The organism is Falsiroseomonas algicola (assembly GCF_011040385.1).
GTDB lineage: Bacteria > Pseudomonadota > Alphaproteobacteria > Acetobacterales > Acetobacteraceae > Falsiroseomonas > Falsiroseomonas algicola.
This window is the reverse complement of record NZ_JAAIKB010000001.1, coordinates 554,120-570,214: the sequence shown is the minus strand read 5'-3', so window position 1 is coordinate 570,214 and position 16,095 is coordinate 554,120. Positions and strand designations below refer to the sequence as shown.

The 16,095-nt window shown below is 70.7% G+C and carries 17 protein-coding genes; 6 read left to right on the top strand and 11 right to left on the bottom strand.

Annotated features, from left to right (window positions below):
• Positions 1-201 (bottom strand): YdcH family protein, encoded by a 201-nt coding sequence (locus G3576_RS02695; protein ID WP_092962147.1) that lies wholly within the window; start codon positions 199-201, stop codon positions 1-3.
• Between the two features lie 308 nt (positions 202-509).
• On the opposite strand from G3576_RS02695, the gene G3576_RS02690 reads away from it, so the two are divergent.
• Positions 510-683, top strand: coding sequence for a YdcH family protein (locus G3576_RS02690; protein WP_164692767.1), 174 nt, complete (start codon positions 510-512; stop codon positions 681-683).
• A gap of 60 nt (positions 684-743) precedes the next feature.
• On the opposite strand, the gene G3576_RS02685 is transcribed toward G3576_RS02690, so the two are convergent.
• Positions 744-1,316 (bottom strand): cell cycle transcriptional regulator TrcR, encoded by a 573-nt coding sequence (locus G3576_RS02685; protein ID WP_164692766.1) that lies wholly within the window; start codon positions 1,314-1,316, stop codon positions 744-746.
• Between the two features lie 131 nt (positions 1,317-1,447).
• On the opposite strand from G3576_RS02685, the gene G3576_RS02680 reads away from it, so the two are divergent.
• Positions 1,448-1,642 (top strand): DUF1192 family protein, encoded by a 195-nt coding sequence (locus tag G3576_RS02680; RefSeq protein ID WP_328728307.1) that lies wholly within the window; start codon positions 1,448-1,450, stop codon positions 1,640-1,642.
• Between the two features lie 35 nt (positions 1,643-1,677).
• Here the strand turns inward: G3576_RS02680 and G3576_RS02675 are convergent, their stop codons facing one another.
• Positions 1,678-2,151 carry an Hsp20 family protein gene (locus tag G3576_RS02675; RefSeq protein WP_164692764.1) on the bottom strand — a complete coding sequence of 158 codons (474 nt, stop codon included), beginning with the start codon at positions 2,149-2,151 and terminating at the stop codon, positions 1,678-1,680.
• 252 nt (positions 2,152-2,403) lie between these two features.
• The gene (rpmE, locus tag G3576_RS02670; protein ID WP_164692763.1) at positions 2,404-2,634 is read right to left on the bottom strand and encodes a 50S ribosomal protein L31; all 231 of its coding nucleotides are present in this window, start codon (positions 2,632-2,634) and stop codon (positions 2,404-2,406) included.
• Between the two features lie 170 nt (positions 2,635-2,804).
• Between rpmE and pdxY the strand changes: the two genes are divergently transcribed.
• The 3 genes from pdxY to G3576_RS02655 all read left to right on the top strand — a co-directional run bounded on the left by pdxY (position 2,805) and on the right by G3576_RS02655 (position 7,535).
• Positions 2,805-3,692, top strand: coding sequence for a pyridoxal kinase PdxY (gene pdxY, locus G3576_RS02665; RefSeq protein WP_164692762.1), 888 nt, complete (start codon positions 2,805-2,807; stop codon positions 3,690-3,692).
• A gap of 104 nt (positions 3,693-3,796) precedes the next feature.
• Positions 3,797-6,862 (top strand): autotransporter outer membrane beta-barrel domain-containing protein, encoded by a 3,066-nt coding sequence (locus tag G3576_RS02660; RefSeq protein ID WP_164692761.1) that lies wholly within the window; start codon positions 3,797-3,799, stop codon positions 6,860-6,862.
• A 106-nt stretch (positions 6,863-6,968) separates the two neighbouring features.
• Positions 6,969-7,535 carry a DedA family protein gene (locus G3576_RS02655; RefSeq protein WP_164692760.1) on the top strand — a complete coding sequence of 189 codons (567 nt, stop codon included), beginning with the start codon at positions 6,969-6,971 and terminating at the stop codon, positions 7,533-7,535.
• 104 nt (positions 7,536-7,639) lie between these two features.
• Here the strand turns inward: G3576_RS02655 and G3576_RS02650 are convergent, their stop codons facing one another.
• The 5 genes from G3576_RS02650 to G3576_RS02630 form a co-directional block, all read right to left on the bottom strand.
• Positions 7,640-8,620 (bottom strand): Bug family tripartite tricarboxylate transporter substrate binding protein, encoded by a 981-nt coding sequence (locus tag G3576_RS02650; protein WP_164692759.1) that lies wholly within the window; start codon positions 8,618-8,620, stop codon positions 7,640-7,642.
• Positions 8,621-8,678: 58 nt separating this feature from the next.
• Entirely contained in the window at positions 8,679-9,125 is a 447-nt protein-coding gene (locus G3576_RS02645) for a CBS domain-containing protein (RefSeq protein ID WP_164692758.1), read from the bottom strand.
• 122 nt (positions 9,126-9,247) lie between these two features.
• A complete protein-coding gene (locus G3576_RS02640; RefSeq protein ID WP_164692757.1) occupies positions 9,248-9,676 on the bottom strand; it encodes a CBS domain-containing protein in 429 nt (142 codons plus the stop codon).
• An 89-nt stretch (positions 9,677-9,765) separates the two neighbouring features.
• The gene (locus G3576_RS02635; RefSeq protein ID WP_164692756.1) at positions 9,766-10,584 is read right to left on the bottom strand and encodes a transporter substrate-binding domain-containing protein; all 819 of its coding nucleotides are present in this window, start codon (positions 10,582-10,584) and stop codon (positions 9,766-9,768) included.
• Positions 10,585-10,634: 50 nt separating this feature from the next.
• Positions 10,635-11,762 carry a hypothetical protein gene (locus tag G3576_RS02630; protein WP_164692755.1) on the bottom strand — a complete coding sequence of 376 codons (1,128 nt, stop codon included), beginning with the start codon at positions 11,760-11,762 and terminating at the stop codon, positions 10,635-10,637.
• Between the two features lie 96 nt (positions 11,763-11,858).
• Here G3576_RS02630 and G3576_RS02625 point away from each other — a divergent pair, with 96 nt between their 5' ends.
• Positions 11,859-12,452 (top strand): TetR/AcrR family transcriptional regulator, encoded by a 594-nt coding sequence (locus G3576_RS02625; RefSeq protein ID WP_164692754.1) that lies wholly within the window; start codon positions 11,859-11,861, stop codon positions 12,450-12,452.
• Here the strand turns inward: G3576_RS02625 and G3576_RS02620 are convergent.
• Together G3576_RS02620 and G3576_RS02615 are read right to left on the bottom strand one after the other, a co-directional pair.
• Positions 12,449-14,164: an ABC transporter ATP-binding protein gene (locus tag G3576_RS02620; protein WP_164692753.1), complete on the bottom strand. Its 1,716-nt coding sequence runs from the start codon at positions 14,162-14,164 to the stop codon at positions 12,449-12,451. The two genes, G3576_RS02625 and G3576_RS02620, sit on opposite strands and share 4 nt — an antisense overlap.
• Before the next feature lie 269 nt (positions 14,165-14,433).
• Positions 14,434-16,029 carry an ABC transporter substrate-binding protein gene (locus G3576_RS02615; RefSeq protein WP_164692752.1) on the bottom strand — a complete coding sequence of 532 codons (1,596 nt, stop codon included), beginning with the start codon at positions 16,027-16,029 and terminating at the stop codon, positions 14,434-14,436.
• Positions 16,030-16,095 lie beyond the last annotated feature (66 nt).

The window sequence follows — 16,095 nt, the reverse complement described above, 5'->3', positions numbered from 1 at the left end:
TCAGGCGATGATGTCGGGGACGAGGCGGCCTTCGAGCCAGGCGATCTCGTCCTTCAGCTTCAGCTTGCGCTTCTTGAGGCGCTGGAGCTGCAGGGCGTCGGTGCCGGCCTCGCTCAGCCGGGCGATGACGGTGTCGAGGTCCCGGTGCTCGCTCCGCAGCTCATGCAGGCGTCGGAGAAGGCTGTCGCGGTCGGCCTGCATGCGCCCCCTTCGTATCGGTGGAAGGTTGTGTCGGTGGGAGAGGGAGACTCGGGCCCCGAAACAACGGTTGATCAAGGGTTAACGCCCCTCGAAATATCGTCGCTCACGACCCGGCGGGTTGCAAACATAGTGCTGGACCCTGCCAGGGGCCGGCATAACATGAGAGGCGCGGGCGCAGAAGGGACGGATGCGCGCCCCCGGTGCCTTGGTGCCGCGTTCCTGGGTCTGTTGCATGGGATCGTGGCGCCGTCCGTGGCGCGGATCGTCCTGCCTTTGCCCCGCATGGCAACGGACAAGGAACCTTGCGCATGGCTGAAGCAGCACGCATCCGATCCCTCGAGGAGCGGCACGCGACGCTGGAAGCACGGATCGCCGAGGAGGGAGGCCGCCCCAGGCCCAATGACCTCGAGCTCGTCCGGCTGAAGCGGGAGAAGCTTCGGTTGAAGGAGGAGATGGAGAAGCTGCGAACGCGCCTGCACTGAGCCTGACGGGCTTAATCGGTGCGTTGCCCTCCCCCGCCAGAGCGGGGGAGGGGTTTCACCTCACGCCGCCTGGTCGTCCATCGGCAGGGGCGGGGGGATCGGCCCGCCGCCATGGCGTTCCATGGCGATGCCCACCGCCTCATTCAGCGCGGTCTGGGTGCAGAGGCCAAGCGTCACGGGATCCCGCGGCTTGATGTTCGGCGTGTTGGGATGCGTCTTGTCCCGCACCTTCGCGATCGTCTCCTTGGTCGTGGCCAGGAGCTTGACGATCTGCGGGTCCGACAGCTGCGGATAGTTGCGCAGCAGCCAGGCGATGGCATCGGGGCGCTCGGTGCGCTTGGCCACGGGGATGTAGCGCGCGCCCTTGCCGCGCTGCTTCGGCAGCGGCATCGACCGTTCCGTCAGCTGCAGCCGCGCGCCCGGCGAGGCCTCGCAGCGGGCGATCTCCTCCCGCGTCAGCTGGTCATTCGCCACGGGATCGTAGCCGACGATTCCCTGCGCAACCTCGCCATCGGCGATGGCCTGGACCTCGAGCGGATGCATGCCGACGAAATCGGCGATCTGCTCGAAGGAGAGCGACGTCTTCTCGATCAGCCACACCGCGGTGGCCTTCGGCATCAGGGGCGTCTTCATGTTCTACCCTTTGGTGGTCGGGCCGCCGCGCAGGCACGCGGAACGGCGCGCCGGGGCGCCCGCGCCTCGTCAAGATCGGATATAGAGAGGGGGGCGGGTCCGGTCAAAGCCCGAGGCAAGAAGGGGTGCCAATGATGGAGGAGGAGGGGCCGCGGCCCCAGAACAGGTTCAGGCCGCCGGTGATCGACAGCTGGGGTGTCGAGGAACTGCGCGCCTACATCGCCGAGCTGCGGGAGGAGATGGCCCGCGCGGAGCGGGAGATCGGCAAGCGGGAGGCGACGAAGGCGGCCGCGGCGGCCTTCTTCAAGCTGGGGCCGACCCCATAGAAAAGGACCGGCGGGTTGCCCCGCCGGCCCGTTCATCAGGCGGCCTGCTGGACCGCCTGGCCCTCGTTCTGGATGGCGCGGGGCGCGCCGGCCTGGATGGCGATCTTCCGCGGCTTCAGCGCTTCCGGCACCTGGCGCTTCAGGGCGACATGCAGCAGGCCGTGCTGCAGGTCGGCGCCTTCCACGACGATGTGGTCGGCCAGCACGAAGCGGCGTTCGAAGGCGCGGCCGGCGATGCCGCGATACAGCACGCGGCCATTGTCCTGCGGCGCCTGGAGCGCCTTGCCGGACACGGTCAGCGTGTTCTCATGCGCCACGACATCGATGTCGTCCGGCCCGAAGCCGGCCACGGCCATGGTCAGCACGTAGCTGTCGTCGCCGGTCTTCTCGATGTTGTAGGGGGGGTAGCTGGACCCCTCCGCCGCGGCGCGGGCGGTTTCCGCCAGACGGGCCATGCGGTCGAAGCCGATGGCGGAGCGGAAGAGCGGGGCGAAGTCGAGCGTGTTCATTGTCGGACCTCCTGCGGGAGCAAGGTCGTTGCACGGCGAATCCGAGGGGCTGTGACGGTCCCCGAAATCGGGCGACCTGGACCCCTGGTCCGCGCCGTCGGCCCCGATCGGGCACCGCCGGCAGCGCAGGAGTTAAGCAACGGCGGAGGGCCGTTCAAGAGGGATGCAAACGCGAAAAAGCGCGCCCCGGTGGCCCGGCGGCGCGCTTCGTCTTGCCCGTGATCCGTGGCGGGTCGCCCCGCCGCAGGATGCTCAGCCGGCCTTGCGGACGCCGATGCCGGCGAACTTCTTGTTGAACTTGGCGATCTGGCCGCCCGTGTCCATCACGCGCTGCTGGCCGGTCCAGGCCGGGTGGGACTTCGGGTCGATGTCGAGGCGCATCGTGTCCCCTTCCTTCCCGTAGCAGGACCGGGTGGTGAAGGTCGTGCCATCCGTCATGATGACGTTGATGGTGTGGTACTCGGGATGGATGTCGGGCTTCATCGGTCCGCCGCTCATACAGAAGGTCCCGCCGACGGTGACCGGCAGGCACAGGGAAGGCGCGCTATAGGCGAGGCGCCGCCCAGACGCAACCTTGCGCTGCGGTCGCGCGCCGGGGTTGATCCCCGCCGCCGGCCGGCGCCATAGCGGGGCGGGCAAGCAGGACGACGCGCATGAACCAGGCCACGTCACCCTCCGATTCCGGACGGCCGCTCAACATCCTCTCCATCCAGTCCTGGGTGGCCTATGGGCATGTCGGCAATGCCTCCGCCGTCTTCCCGCTGCAAAGGCTGGGGGCGGAGGTCTGGGCGGTGAACACGGTCCAGTTCTCCAACCACACGGGCTATGGCGCCTGGCGCGGCAGCGTCTTCGGGGCGGAGCTGATCCAGGAGCTGGTGGAGGGCATCGCGGAACGCGGCGCCCTGCCGCGCTGCGACGCCGTGCTGTCCGGCTACATGGGCGCGGCCGAGATCGGGGAGGCGATCCTGAACGCCGCCGCCCGGGTGAAGGCCGCGAATCCGGATGCGATGTATTGCTGCGACCCGGTGATCGGCGATGTCGGCCGGGGCATCTTCGTCCGCCCCGGCATTCCCGAATTCATGCGCGACCGCGCCATCCCCGCCGCCGACATCATCACCCCCAACCAGTTCGAGCTGGAATGGATGGCGGGCGCCCCGGTGACGACGCTGGATGACGCGAAGCGGGCCGTGGCAGCCTTGCAGGCCAAGGGGCCTCGCTGCGTGCTGGTGACCAGCCTGCGGGTGGAGGATACGCCCGCCGACGCGATGGACCTGCTGGCGGCGGATGGCGGCCATTTCTGGCGCGTCCGCACGCCGCTGCTGCCCGTGAACGTCAACGGCGCGGGCGATGCCATCGCGGCGCTGTTCCTGTTCCACCGCCTGCGCTGGGGGCAGGCCTCGGTCGCGCTTTCCGCCGCCGCGTCCTCCATCTACGGGCTGCTGCGGCGGACGGCGGAGGCCGGGTCGCGGGAGATCCTGACGGTAGCGGCGCAGGAGGAATTCGTGACGCCGAGCCGTGTCTTCCGCGCGGAAGCCTGCTGACGGCCTGCCGAATCTGGTTAACCTTCGACGCCTGCTGTGCCTAAGCTACCCCGGGTTGCAATACTTTATATACCTTCACGCGGGCATCTCGGGGGAAGCGGGTCATGGCGGGGCGTCGGATGGCTGGCGGCGTCGCGCCCCTGCTGGGGTGCCTGGCCATCGTCTCGACGGAAGCCATGGCCCAGGACGGGACCTGGAATGGCGGGTTGAACAACGACCTCGGCTCCGGCTCCAACTGGACGCCGGATTCGGTGCCGACCGGCACCGCCAGCTTCGGCACGGCGCCGGAGACGGCCCTGTCCATGGACCGGTCGCTCGGCTTCGGCAGCCTGTCCTTCGAAGCCGGCGCCCCGGCCTATTCCATCCAGCTCAATGGCGGCTTCGGCAATGATGTCGCGCTGACCCTGTCGGGTGCCGGCATCGCCAATGCCTCCGACTTCGCGCCCAGCCTGCTGCTGAGTCCGGTCAACCCGAGTGGCCCGGTGCGCGTGCTGCTGCAGAACGGTGCCAGCCTGGGTAATGCCCTGGTCAGCGGCGGCACGGCGGGGCCGACGCTGCTGCAACTCTCGGGCACCGCCACCGCCGGGACCGCCAGCATCGATGGGGTGCCGATCGCGCTGCTGGGCGCGTCGACGCTGGGCAGCGCGACGGTGACCAACGCCACGTCGATCGACGTCAACGTCACGGGCCCGGCCGGCACCGCGACGCTGGGCAACGCCACCATCGGCATGGCGGCGGGCGGGCTGCTGCGCGTGGCGTCGAACGGGTCGCTCGGCACCGCGACCATCACGCTGGGTGGCGGCGGCAGCGCCGTGCAGGTCTTCGACAACGCCACCGGCGACGGCGCGCGGGTCAACCTGGTGGCGGGCAGTGCCCTGCGCATGGGCGGCACCGCGGCGCCGATGGCGGCCTTCACCCTCGGCACGCTCTCCGCCACCGGCGGCACCATCGAGACCTTCGGGCCGGGCACGCTGACCATCCTGAACGTCGCCGGCGGCGCGCTGCCGGTCGACATCACCGGCCCCGGCAGCCTGACCTTCGCGGGCAGCGAGGCGCGGGTGCTGACCGGCACCAGCAGCCTGTCGGGCGCCATCACGCTCCAGGGCGGGTCGCTCACGGTCGGCAATGGCGGCACCACCGGCAGCATCGCGGGCAATGTGGCGCTGGCGGCGGGCACCACGCTCGGCTTCAACCGGTCGGACACGGTGAGCTATGGCGGCACCATCAGCGGGGCTGGCGGGCTGCTGAAGCAGGGGGGCGGCGCGCTGCTGCTGACGGCCGCGCACAGCTTCACCGGCCCGACGGTGATCGAGGGCGGATCGCTGCTGCTCGACCTCGGCGGATCGCTGGCGGGCAGCGCGGTGACGGTGGGCGCGGGCGGCACCTTCGACATCTCCGGCGCCACCCTGCCAGGCACCAGCATCGCCGGGCTGTCCGGCGCCGGGACGGTGCGGCTCGGCGGCAACCTGCTGACCGTCACGGGCGGGGCCGGCACCTTCGCCGGCGCCATCACCGATGGCGGCGCGGAGCCCGGGACGGGCGGGCGGCTGCTGATCGACAATGGCGCAAGCCTGACCCTTTCCGGCGCCAGCACCTATACCGGCGCGACGACGGTGCGCAGCGGCACGCTGGTCGTGAATGGCAGCATCGCCTCCCCGGTCACGGTGGAGGCGGGCGGCCTGCTGGGCGGCAACGGCACGGTGGGCCCGACCACCGTCGCGGGCCGCATCGCGCCGGGCAATTCCATCGGCACGCTGAACGTTGCCGGCAACCTCGTGCTGCAATCCGGCTCCGTCACCGTGATGGAGGTGCAGGGCGCGGCGGCAGACCGCATCAACGTCTCCGGCACCGCGGCGCTGGCGGGCACGCTGCAGCTGGTGCCGATCGGCACCAGCTTCACCTTCAACACGCCCTTCGTGCTGGTGAATGCCGCCGGCGGGCGCACCGGCGCCTTCGATGCCGTGACCACCGCGGGCAGCTTCGGCCCGGGTGTGAACCCGGAGGTGACGCTGACCGGCAGCGGCGTGACGCTGGTGCTGCAATCCCAGGCGCTGACGCCCTCCCTCGCGCCCGATACCTCGGAGAACGTGACCAACGTCGTCGCCGCGCTGGATGCACGGCCGGGCGATGCCAGCCCCTTCTTCGGCGTGCTGAACGCCCCCGCCGGTGAAAGCCGCGCCGCCGCCCGGCAGCTGACCGGAGAGGTCGGCACCGCCCCCACCGCCATCAGCCAGCAGGCGGCGGGCCAGTTCCTGGCCTCCATGCTGGATGGCGCGCGGCTGCGGCTGGGCCAATGGTCCTCCGACCAGCCCTATTCCGTCTGGGTCGCCGCCATCGGCGGCTATGCGCGGAATGCCGGGGAGGGGGGCGTCGGCTCCACCACCCGCCAGACGCGCAATGCCGGCAGCGCCGTCGGCACCGACATGCGGCTCGGCGCCGGCACCACGCTGGGCTTCGCCTTCGCCGGCGGGCAGGGGGAGGCGACGCTGGATGGCGGGCTCGGCCGCGCGAGCGGCGAGGTGATCCAGGGCGGCCTCTTCGGCTCCCACTGGTTCGGACCGCTCTTCCTGGGCTTCGCCGGCAGCCATACCAGGATGGAGGCCGATACCAGCCGGAGCATGAGCTACCTCGCGAGCTCGGCGCGGGCGGAGACGGTGCCGCAGACCTGGTCCACCCGGATCGAGGCGGCCTATGAGATGGCGAAGATCGGCGCCTTCACCCCCATCCCCGCCTTTGCCTATCAAGGCCACTGGACCCGCAGCGACGGCTATTCGGAAACGGTGGCCGGCAGCGCCCCTGCCGCGGGCCTGACGGTCCAGCCGGCCAGCCAGGCGACGACGCGGACCGAGATCGGCCTCGGGGGCGAATACGAACTCGGCCAGAGCCGGATGCTCGGCCGCTCGCTCGGCCTGAACCTGCGGCTCGTCGGGCGGCTGGCCTGGGCGCACTACTTCGACCGGGAGGCGGGCATGCTCTCCAACTTCGCGGGGGAGCGCAGCACCAGCTTCGTCACGCGCGGTGCCAGGCCCGATCGCAACGCCGCGCTGCTGGGGGCAGGCATGGAACTGACCCTGGCCGATCGCTTCACCCTGCACAGCCGGCTGGAGGGCGAGTTCAGCGGCAACGTCACCAGCCTCGGCGGCACCGCGCGGCTGCGCTACGAGTTCTGAGCGCGGTTCCTCATCTGTCTTAAATGTGACGCGCCATTAATCCTTCTTGGATGCCTTTTCATCATCCTGCATATCAGGCATGCTCATCACGAGCAGGAGAGCTGGTTTGGCAGAGATCTGGGAGGATTGGGGCTCGCTTGCCTATCTCGGCGTGTTCCTCTGGGCGTTCCTCGAGGGGGAAACCTTCGTCATCGCCGCGGCGGCCGTCGGTTCGGCAACGGGCCTGATCGACCCCTGGATGCTCATGATCGCCGCTTGGCTCGGATCCTTCTGCGGCGACCAGTGCTGGTTCTACCTCGGCTGGAAGTTCGGCCCACGGCTGCTGGAAAAGCGACCCAAGGCGCGAAAGGCGTTCGAGCGGGCGGCGGTGCTGCTGCACAAATACGGCACCGGATTCATCCTGAGTTTCCGCTTCCTCTATGGCATCCGCAACGTGGCGGCCGCCGCCTGCGGCATGGCCGGGCTGTCCTACCGGCGCTTCGCCATCCTGAACTTCATCGGCGCCGGCGTCTGGGCCGCCAGCTTCGTCGCCGCGGGCTGGTTCCTGGGCGCGCTCTTCGGGCCGGAAAACATCTTCTGGGCCATCGGCGGCATCGCCTTCTCCGTCCTCGGCTTCTTCCTGCTGCGCTGGTGGTGGCGCCGCCGCCGCCGCGCCGCTGTCCAGCCGACCTGACGCACCACAACCCCGGCGCGAGAAACGGCAATCCGGGGTTGTGACGAAACGATTACGGTTTCGAGAGAAGGCCCGGGCGGGATGAACGCCCGGGCCTTCCCGTTTCAGCTCGGCTCGATGCCCGCGGCGCGGATCAGCCCCTGCCAGGTCTGGCTGTCGGCGGCGAGCTGCGCGGCGAAGGCCTCCTCGCTCGTCGGGCGGGGGGTCAGGCCGCGCTTGGCGAATTCGGCCACGATCTCCGGCTCCGCCAGCACCTGGCGGATGACGTCGCCGAGCTTCTGGCGGATCGGCGCCGGCGTCGCGCGCGGCACCAGGATGCCGTCCCAGTTCAGCACCTCGTAATCCGGCAGCCCGGCCTCGATCATCGTCGGCACCTCCGGCAGTTCCGGCGCGCGGCCGCGGGTGCTGACACCGAGCGCGCGGATCGTGCCCGCCGCGATGTGGGTGGTGACGGTGCCCATGGGGGAGAAGGAGAAGTCGTGCTCCCCGGCCACCAGCCCCAGCATCTGCGGCCCGCCGCCGCGATAGGGGACGGAGACGGTGCGCGTGCCCGCGATCTTGTCCAGCAGGATGCCGCAGAGATGGCCGGGCGACCCGACGCCGCCGGTGCCGTAGGTGATGGCATCCGGCCGAGCCTTCGCCGCCGCCACCAGCTCCGCCACGCTGCGCCAGGGGCGGGAGGCAGGGACCACCAGCACGTTGGTCGCGTTGAAGATCAGCGACAGCGGCGCCAGGTCGTTAACGGGGTGGAAGGGCATCATCCGCACCAGCGCCGGGTTCACCGCCAGCGTGCCGATATTGGCGGAGACGAGCGTCGTGCCATCCGGCGCGCTGCGGGCCGCGGCCTCCGCCGCCAGGTTGCCGCCGGCGCCAGCGCGGTTGTCCACCACCACGGACTGGCCGAGCAGTGCCGAAAGCCTGGGCTGGATGATGCGAACGGCGGCATCGGAGGCCCCGCCGGGCGGGAAGCCGATCAGCAGGCGGATCGGGCGGTCCGGCATCCAGCCCGAGCCCTGCGCGCGCGCGGCGGCGGGCAGCAGGGCGGGCGCGGCAAGCAGGCCGGCAAGGCGGCGGCGGGTGATCATCGGGCGTTCATCTCCGGGCGACTTTCGCGCCATGGGACAAGCAAGCGCCGCGCCGCTTTCAGTTCACATAGGCCCGGGCATTGTCCTGCCCTTCCGCCGCGACGGGCGGCAGCACCGCGTCGCGATGGCGCAGCAGGTCCCGCAGCCCGACCAGGCCGAGCAGCCTGCCATCCGCCGCGCAGACCGGCAGGTGGCGCAGATCGCCCTCCGCCATCAGGGCGATGGCATCGGCCACGCTGCTGTCAGGCAGGATGGAGATGGGCGCGCGCCGCATCGCATCCTCCGCCGCCAGGCCGCGAATGCCGGCGCGGCGTTCCGCCACGATGCGAACGATGTCGAATTCGGAGAGCAGGCCGATCGCGTTGCCGCCGCGGTCCTGCACCACCACCGCGCCGATGCGGTGCGCCGCGATCAACCTCGCTGCTTCCGCCACCGGACTTTCCGGTGTTACCGCGATGACCCCATGGCTCGTCAGCCGCAATACGGCTTCGATGGTCATGGTCATGAGCGCTCCCTGCGCCGGTCCCTGGTGTGCGTTCCCCTCCGCTCGGCGCATATCGGGAGGGTTCACGCTTTCGCAATGTTGAGGCGGGGCGAATTCGTGCCGCGGATCGAATAAATCCGCGGTCAGTGCATCGAGGCACGCGGCGCGGCGAGGCGCCCGCCATTCGCGGCGTGCCGATGCTGGACCAGGTCCCGCAGGCCCAGCACGCCGATCAGCGCGCCTGCGCCATCCACCACGGGCAGGTGCCGCTGGTCGCTTTCCGCGATCAGGTCGATGGCCGCGGGGATGGAGGCCTCCGGCCCGATGGTCAGGGGGTCCCGCACCATCAGCGCTGCGGCATCGAGCCCCGCGACGCCACGCGGCCGGACCGCGACGGCGCGGACGATGTCGGCTTCCGACAGCAGGCCGAGCACGCGCCCGGCGCCATCGGTCACCAGCAGCACGCCGATGCCATGGCCCGCCAGCAATTGCGCGGCATCCCGCGCCGGCGTGTCCGGCCGGACGGCGATGACGGCATTTCCCTTGTGATGCAGCACGGTGGCGATCGACATGGTTCGGGGTCCTTCCCTTCGAACGATGCTTTCGCCTTGCTCAACCGGCGCGGGGTCTATCCCAGCCTGTCATGCCGCTGCAACAGGATTCACGCCCCTGCCGTCCGGCTGCCCGCGGGCGCCACCGGGCCGGTGATGGACATGGCATCCAGCGCGCGCCGCACCGTGCCATCGGTCTTGGCGGCCTCGATGAAGGCGGTGGCCCAGGCCTGCGACAGCGGCCGGTTGCGCGGCACGACGATGGCGGTGCCGAGCGCATGGAAATGCCCGTCCAGGATGCGCGCCCCCGGCAGCCGCGGCAGCAGGCTGTCCAGCGATTCGCGCCCGAGCGCCACGCCATCGACCTCGCCCCGCGCGATGGCGGCCATCACCTGGTCGAGGCTCGCGGCGGCGGTGTGCGTGGCTTGCGGCGCGGTGCGCTGGCTGGCGCGGATGGTGGTGGTGTTGGCCACGCCCCAGATCCGGATGCCAGCGCTGTTCGCCTGCGCGACGCTGGCGAGCGGGCTGCCCGCCGGCGCCAGGTAGGTGCTGGTGGAGAGGTAGTAGTCCGGCCCGAAATCCAGCCGCGCCACGCGTTCCGCATCGACCGGCATGAAGGACAGATCCCAGCGCGGCTCGGCGATGGCGCCGGCCTCCACCACCTCCCCGGAGGAGTTCAGCAGCAGCAGGTCGAGCGGCACGCCGAGCCGCCGCGCCGCCTCCTCCCCCAGCGCCACCGTCACGCCGCGCGCGCTGCCATCGGGCTGGCGCATGGCCCAGAAGGCGGAGGCCGCCGGGCCGACGCCGATGCCGACGCGAAGCCGCCCGGTCGGCACCAGCTGCGCCCGTGTCGCGGCGTCGGCGGGCTGGGCAAAGGCGGGATGCGCGGCGCAAAGCGCGGCGGCGGCCAGCAGGCTGCGGCGAAGCATGGCGGTTCCTCCCGGTGGTCTTGCGCGCAGCATGGGCTTGCACGGCGCGGTCAGGAAGGCCGTTCATCGGGCGGCACGTCGTAGCCCAGCGTGTTCAGGAGGATGTCGCGGACCCCGGTGGGGTTCATCAGCCGATGAATGCGGGAGACGCCGACCACCGCCGTCTGGTGGTCCGGCCAGTTGTAGTCCACCAGCGCCGGGATGGTGACGACGGACGCGCGCAGCATGGTCGAGCGCGCCGCCAGGTGGTCGCCGCCCTCATCGGGCAGCGTGACCTCGAAGCGCGTCATCAGGCGGCTGCCGCGGCGGTCCCCGGCGCGCGGCCCCGGCAGGGTGGTTTCCGTCACCGAGACGCGGGGGGAGGGCGCCCAATCCGCCTCCTCGATCGTGGCGACGCAGGGCCGCCCCGCCCGGCAGGTCTCGGGCGCGGCGGCGGCGTAGATGGCGCTGCGCGGCGGCGCATCCGGCGCCTGCCAGGTGATGCGCAGCCGGTCCACCTGGCCGGAGCGCAGCAGGCCCTCGCACAGCGCGTCGCAGCGCGCATCCAGGAAGGGCTGCGGCGCGCCCCGTTCCGCGACCGAGGCCACGGCAATCTCCAGCCGCCTCGGCGCCGCGCCCTCCACCCGCCCGGCGACGTCCTCCGCGCGCAGGGCCACGGCCTCCCGCTCCGCCACGAGGCGAGAGGCGAGGCCCGGCGGGATGGACAGGGCCGCGAGGAGGGCCGCGGCCAGCAGCAGCGCCGGGCGCCGCCGCCCCGTGATCCGCGCTACGAGGAAGGCGGGCCACCAGACTGACAGGGCCAGGGCGGCGTTCAGCGCTACCAGCAGCAGCGCGCCGATGGCCGGCATGAAGGTCATCAGCACCGTCGGCAGGCCCGGGCCGAGGAGGGCCGGCACGGACACCGCGATTGCCACCGCATGGACGATGGCGAAGGGCAGGAGCGCGTCCCGCCTGCAGCCCAGCTTCAGCACCTTCAGAGGCAGGGCGATCATGATCATGGCGGGGATGATGGCCAGCAACGCCAGCGCGATGACCTGCGCGACCGGTCCGGGCAGGCCGAACCACTTGGCCTCCGCCAGGATCAGGAAGGCCATGACAACGCCCGCGATGGCCACGACCAGGTCGCGCAGCCCGTCCAGCAGGTCGGGCTTCGCGCCCGGAGTGGGGGTGTGATGCATAGAGCGCTCCTTGAACGAGGTTTAATGCGCTATGCCATCGCCATGAACGGCGTTCAACAGTTTTATGAACGACGTTCAAGCGCTATGCTGTCCTCCATGTCCACCGCCGACCGCCAGGCCGCGCTCCGCGCCGCCCTGATCGACATCGCCGAACGCCGCATCGCCAAGGGCGGACTTGCCGCGCTGAAGGCGCGTGACCTGGCGAAGGAGGCGGGCTGCGCGGTCGGCGCCATCTACCTCCACTTCCCCGACCTCGACGCGCTGGTCTTCGCCGTGCAGGCCCGCACGCTGGACCTGCTGGATGCGGCGGTGTCCGCCGCGGCGGGGCAGGGGAGTGACCCCGCCGGCCAGATGCTCGCCCTCTCGCTCGCCTATCTCGACTGGGCCGCCGCGCATCGTCCGCGCTGGGCCGCGCTGTTCGAGCATCGCCTGCCGCCGGACGCGACGATCCCGGAGAGCTACCGCGACCAGCGCGCGCGCCTGTTCCGCCATGTGGAGGCGCCGCTCGCCGCGCTGATGCCGGGGGCGCCGGCAGAGGATCGCGCCGCGCTGGCGCGGTCCATCTTCGCGGCCGTGCACGGCATCGTCTCGCTGGGCCTCGACGAGAAGCTGGAGGAGACGCCGCTGCCGGCGCTGCGCGCGCAGCTCACCGCCGTGGTCCTGGCCCTGGCGAAGGGCATCGCGCGCTAGGACGCGAACTGCGCCTCATGCAGCCGGCGATAGGGGCCGGGGCGCGCCAGCAGGTCCTGATGCGTGCCCTGCTCCGCGATGCCGTCCTCCGTCACCACCACGATGCGGTCGGCGTCGCGGATCGTCGCCAGGCGGTGCGCGATGACGAAGGTGGTGCGTCCCTCCGCCAGCTCGGTCAGCGCGGCCTGGATCGCGCGCTCCGTCTCCGTGTCGAGCGCGCTCGTCGCCTCATCCAATATCAGGATTGGCGGGTTCATCAGGAAGATGCGCGCGATCGCCATGCGCTGCTTCTGCCCGCCGGAGAGCTTCACGCCACGCTCCCCGATCAGCGTGTCCAGGCCCGCAGGCATCGCCTCGATCAGCCCATCCAGCCGCGCGCGCCGCGCCGCCTGCATGATCTCGGCGTCCGACGCCCCAAGCCGGCCATAGGCGATGTTCTCCCGCATCGTGCCGGCGAAGAGGAAGACATCCTGCTGCACCAGCCCGATCTGTGCGCGCAGGGACGCCAGCGTCATCCGCCTGATGTCGATGCCATCGATGGTGATGCGGCCTTCCTGCACGTCGTAGAAGCGCGGCAGCAGCGAACAGAGCGTCGTCTTGCCCGCGCCCGAAGGCCCGACCAGCGCCACCGTCTCACCGGCCTTCACCGAGAGATCGATGCCGCGCAGCACCGGCCTCGCGGGGTCGTAGCCGAAGCCGACGCCTTCCAGCCGCACGTCGCCGCGCAACGCCGGGGCGGGCGTCGCATCCGGCGCATCGGTGATATCCGGCTTCGTCGCCATCAGCTCCAGATAGCTGCGGAAGCCCGCGATGCCCTTGGGATAGGTCTCGATGACGGCGTTGATCTTCTCGAGAGGCCGGTAGAACACGTTCACCAGCAGCAGGAAGGCGACGAAATCGCCGATGGTGAGGCTGCCCGCCACGATGAAGGCGGCGCCCGCCAGCATCACCACCAGCTGCACCAGGCGCATGCCGAGGTAGTTGAAGGTCGTGCCGATCGCCATGATGCGATAGGCATCGAGCTTGGTGCGCTGATAGCCCGCATTGTCGGCGGCAAACAGGCGCCGCTCATGCGCTTCATTGGCGAAGGCCTTCACCACGCGGATGCCGCCGACCGCCTCCTCGATCCGCGCGTTGAAGGCGCCGACGCGCCTGAACTGCGCCTGCCAGTTGCCGGTCATCCGCCCGCCGAAATGCGCGACCGCCCAGCCCACGATCGGCACGATCAACGCCGTCAGCAGCGCCAGCTCCGGGCTCACCATCACCATCAGCGCGAAGGCGCCGGCGAAGGTCAGGGCTGCGATCAGCAGATCCTCCGGCCCGTGATGCGCGACCTCCCCGATATCCTCCAGGTTCTTGGTCACGCGGCCGACCAGGTGGCCCGTCTTCTGCTCATCGTAGAAACGGTGCGACAGCCCCAGCAGATGATCGAAGGCCCGCCGGCGCAACTCCGTCTCGATCGCGATGCCGAGCACATGGCCCCAATAGGTCACCACCGCCATCAGCGCGGCATTCAGCACATAGATCGCGAGCAAGCCCACGATCGCCAGCACCACCACCTGCATGTCCTGCCGCGGCAGCAGGTGATCAATGAAGGCCCGCACCGCCATCGGGAAGAACAACTCCAGCAACCCCGACGCCGCGGCACAGCCGAAGGCAATCAACACCAGCCGGAGATGCGGGCGATAGAAACGGGCGAATTGTCGGATCATGAGGGGGCGATACACCCTGGCATGCGCCGGGTGCAAACGGGGAGTTGCGAGGAGGGCTTTGCCCTCCCCGCGCCCCACCCACCAAGGGACAGCGGCCCCTTGGAACCCCCTTCAATCGATGGATGATGGGAGGGGCGCGGAACGCCTTCCTGTCCGGCGGTACCGCCGAGCCCCTCCCATCATCCATCGATGCAAAGCATGAGGTCCAGGAGCCCGCTGGCTCCTGGTAGGGGGAGCCCGAGGGGGACAACGTCCCCCTCGGAGCACCGTCAGCCCCGCCGCACGTTCAGCGGCAGTGTCATCCCCTTCTGGATCCCCGTCAGGCCGCGGCGCCAGGCGGCGTCGATGAAGTACTGGCCGAGCGGGATGTAGGGGACGTCCTGCCAGACGGCGGCCTGCACGCGGCGCGCGATGGGGCGCTGCGCCTCGAGCGTCGGGGCGGCGAGCCATTCGTCGCGCAGCGATTCCAGCGTCGGGCTGGTGGGCCAGCCAAACCAGGCCTGGCGGCCATTGCCGCGCATCAGCGGGTGGACGCCGGGGTTCGCCAGGTCCACGCCGCCGAAGAGGACGATCAGCGCGTTCCACCCGCCCTGGCCGGGCGGGTTCTGGTTGGCGCGGCGCTGCAGGACGGTGGCCCAGTCGCTGGTGGCGCTTTCGGCGTTCAGGCCGCTGCGCTTCATCACATCCGTCAGCAGCGTCGTCAGCGTGTTGTTGTTGGTGACGTCGGTCGGGTGCAGGACAGTGACGGGGGTGTTCGCGTAGCCCGCGGCGCGCAGGGCTTCCCGCGCGCGGTCGGTACTGCGCGGGCTGGTCAGCGCGGTGATGCCTTCGTCGTTCGCGAGGGGCGAGGCGCTGGGGAAGGCGCCGATGCCGTCCGACCAGAGGCGCCGGTCGCTGCCCATGATGGCGGTCATGAAATCGGATTGCTGGATCGAATGCAGCAGGGCGCGGCGGATGGCGGGGTTGTCGAAGGGCGGATGCAGCTGGTTGAAGCGGAGATGCGCAACCAGGCCGCCGGTATCGACGCGGTCCACCACCACGTCGCGGTGGCGCGCCAGCACGCCGCGCAGGTCGGGTGCCACCTGTTCGTACATGTCGATCTCGCCGGATTGCAGCGCGGCGGCCGCCGTGCCGGCATCGGGAATCCAGTTGAAGACCACGCGCTCGAAATGCGCGACCTTCGCGCCGCCGAGCAGGCTGGGCGCGGCGGGGTTGGGGACGTAGCCCTCGAACCGCTGGTACACGGCCCGCGCGCCGGAGAGGCGTTCCGCCGCCACCCAGCGATAGGGGCCGGAGCCCACGACTTCCGTGAAGGGGCGCGCGGGATCGACGGTCGCGAAGCGTTCGGGGAAGATGAAGCAGGCATAGGAGCTGGGCTTGCCCAGCGCTTCCAGCATCGGCCCGAAGCGCTGCTTCAGGCGGATCTCGAAGCGGCGGTCGTCCAGCGCCGTGATCGCCTCCGTCCGGTCCCGCAGCGTCTGGCCCAGCGTGTCGCGTGCCCACCAGCGCTGGATGGAGGCGACGGCATCGCGCGCGCGGACCGGTTCGTTGTCGTGGAACTTCACGCCCTCCCGCAGCGTGAAGACCCAGCGCAGCCCGTCATCCTCCACGGTATGGCCGGCGGCCAGCTGCGGGCGGATGACGAAGTTCTCGTCCGGGCCGTAGAGCGTGTCCCAGCACATGTGGCCGTGGTTGCGCACGCCGTAGCTCGTCGTGCTCATGGGATCGATCGAGGTGACGTCGGCCTGCGGCATGTAGCGCAGCGTGGTCGCGGCGGTGCCCTGCGCCAGAGACGGTGCGGCGGGCAGGCCAAGGCTGGTGGTCGAGGCGGCGGCAAGGCCGGTCAGCAGGGTACGGCGGCGCATGGGATTCTCCCGGGCGGTGAAAGGCGCAGGATGCCGGGCCTTGCCCAGCCCGCGCAATGCCGCGCA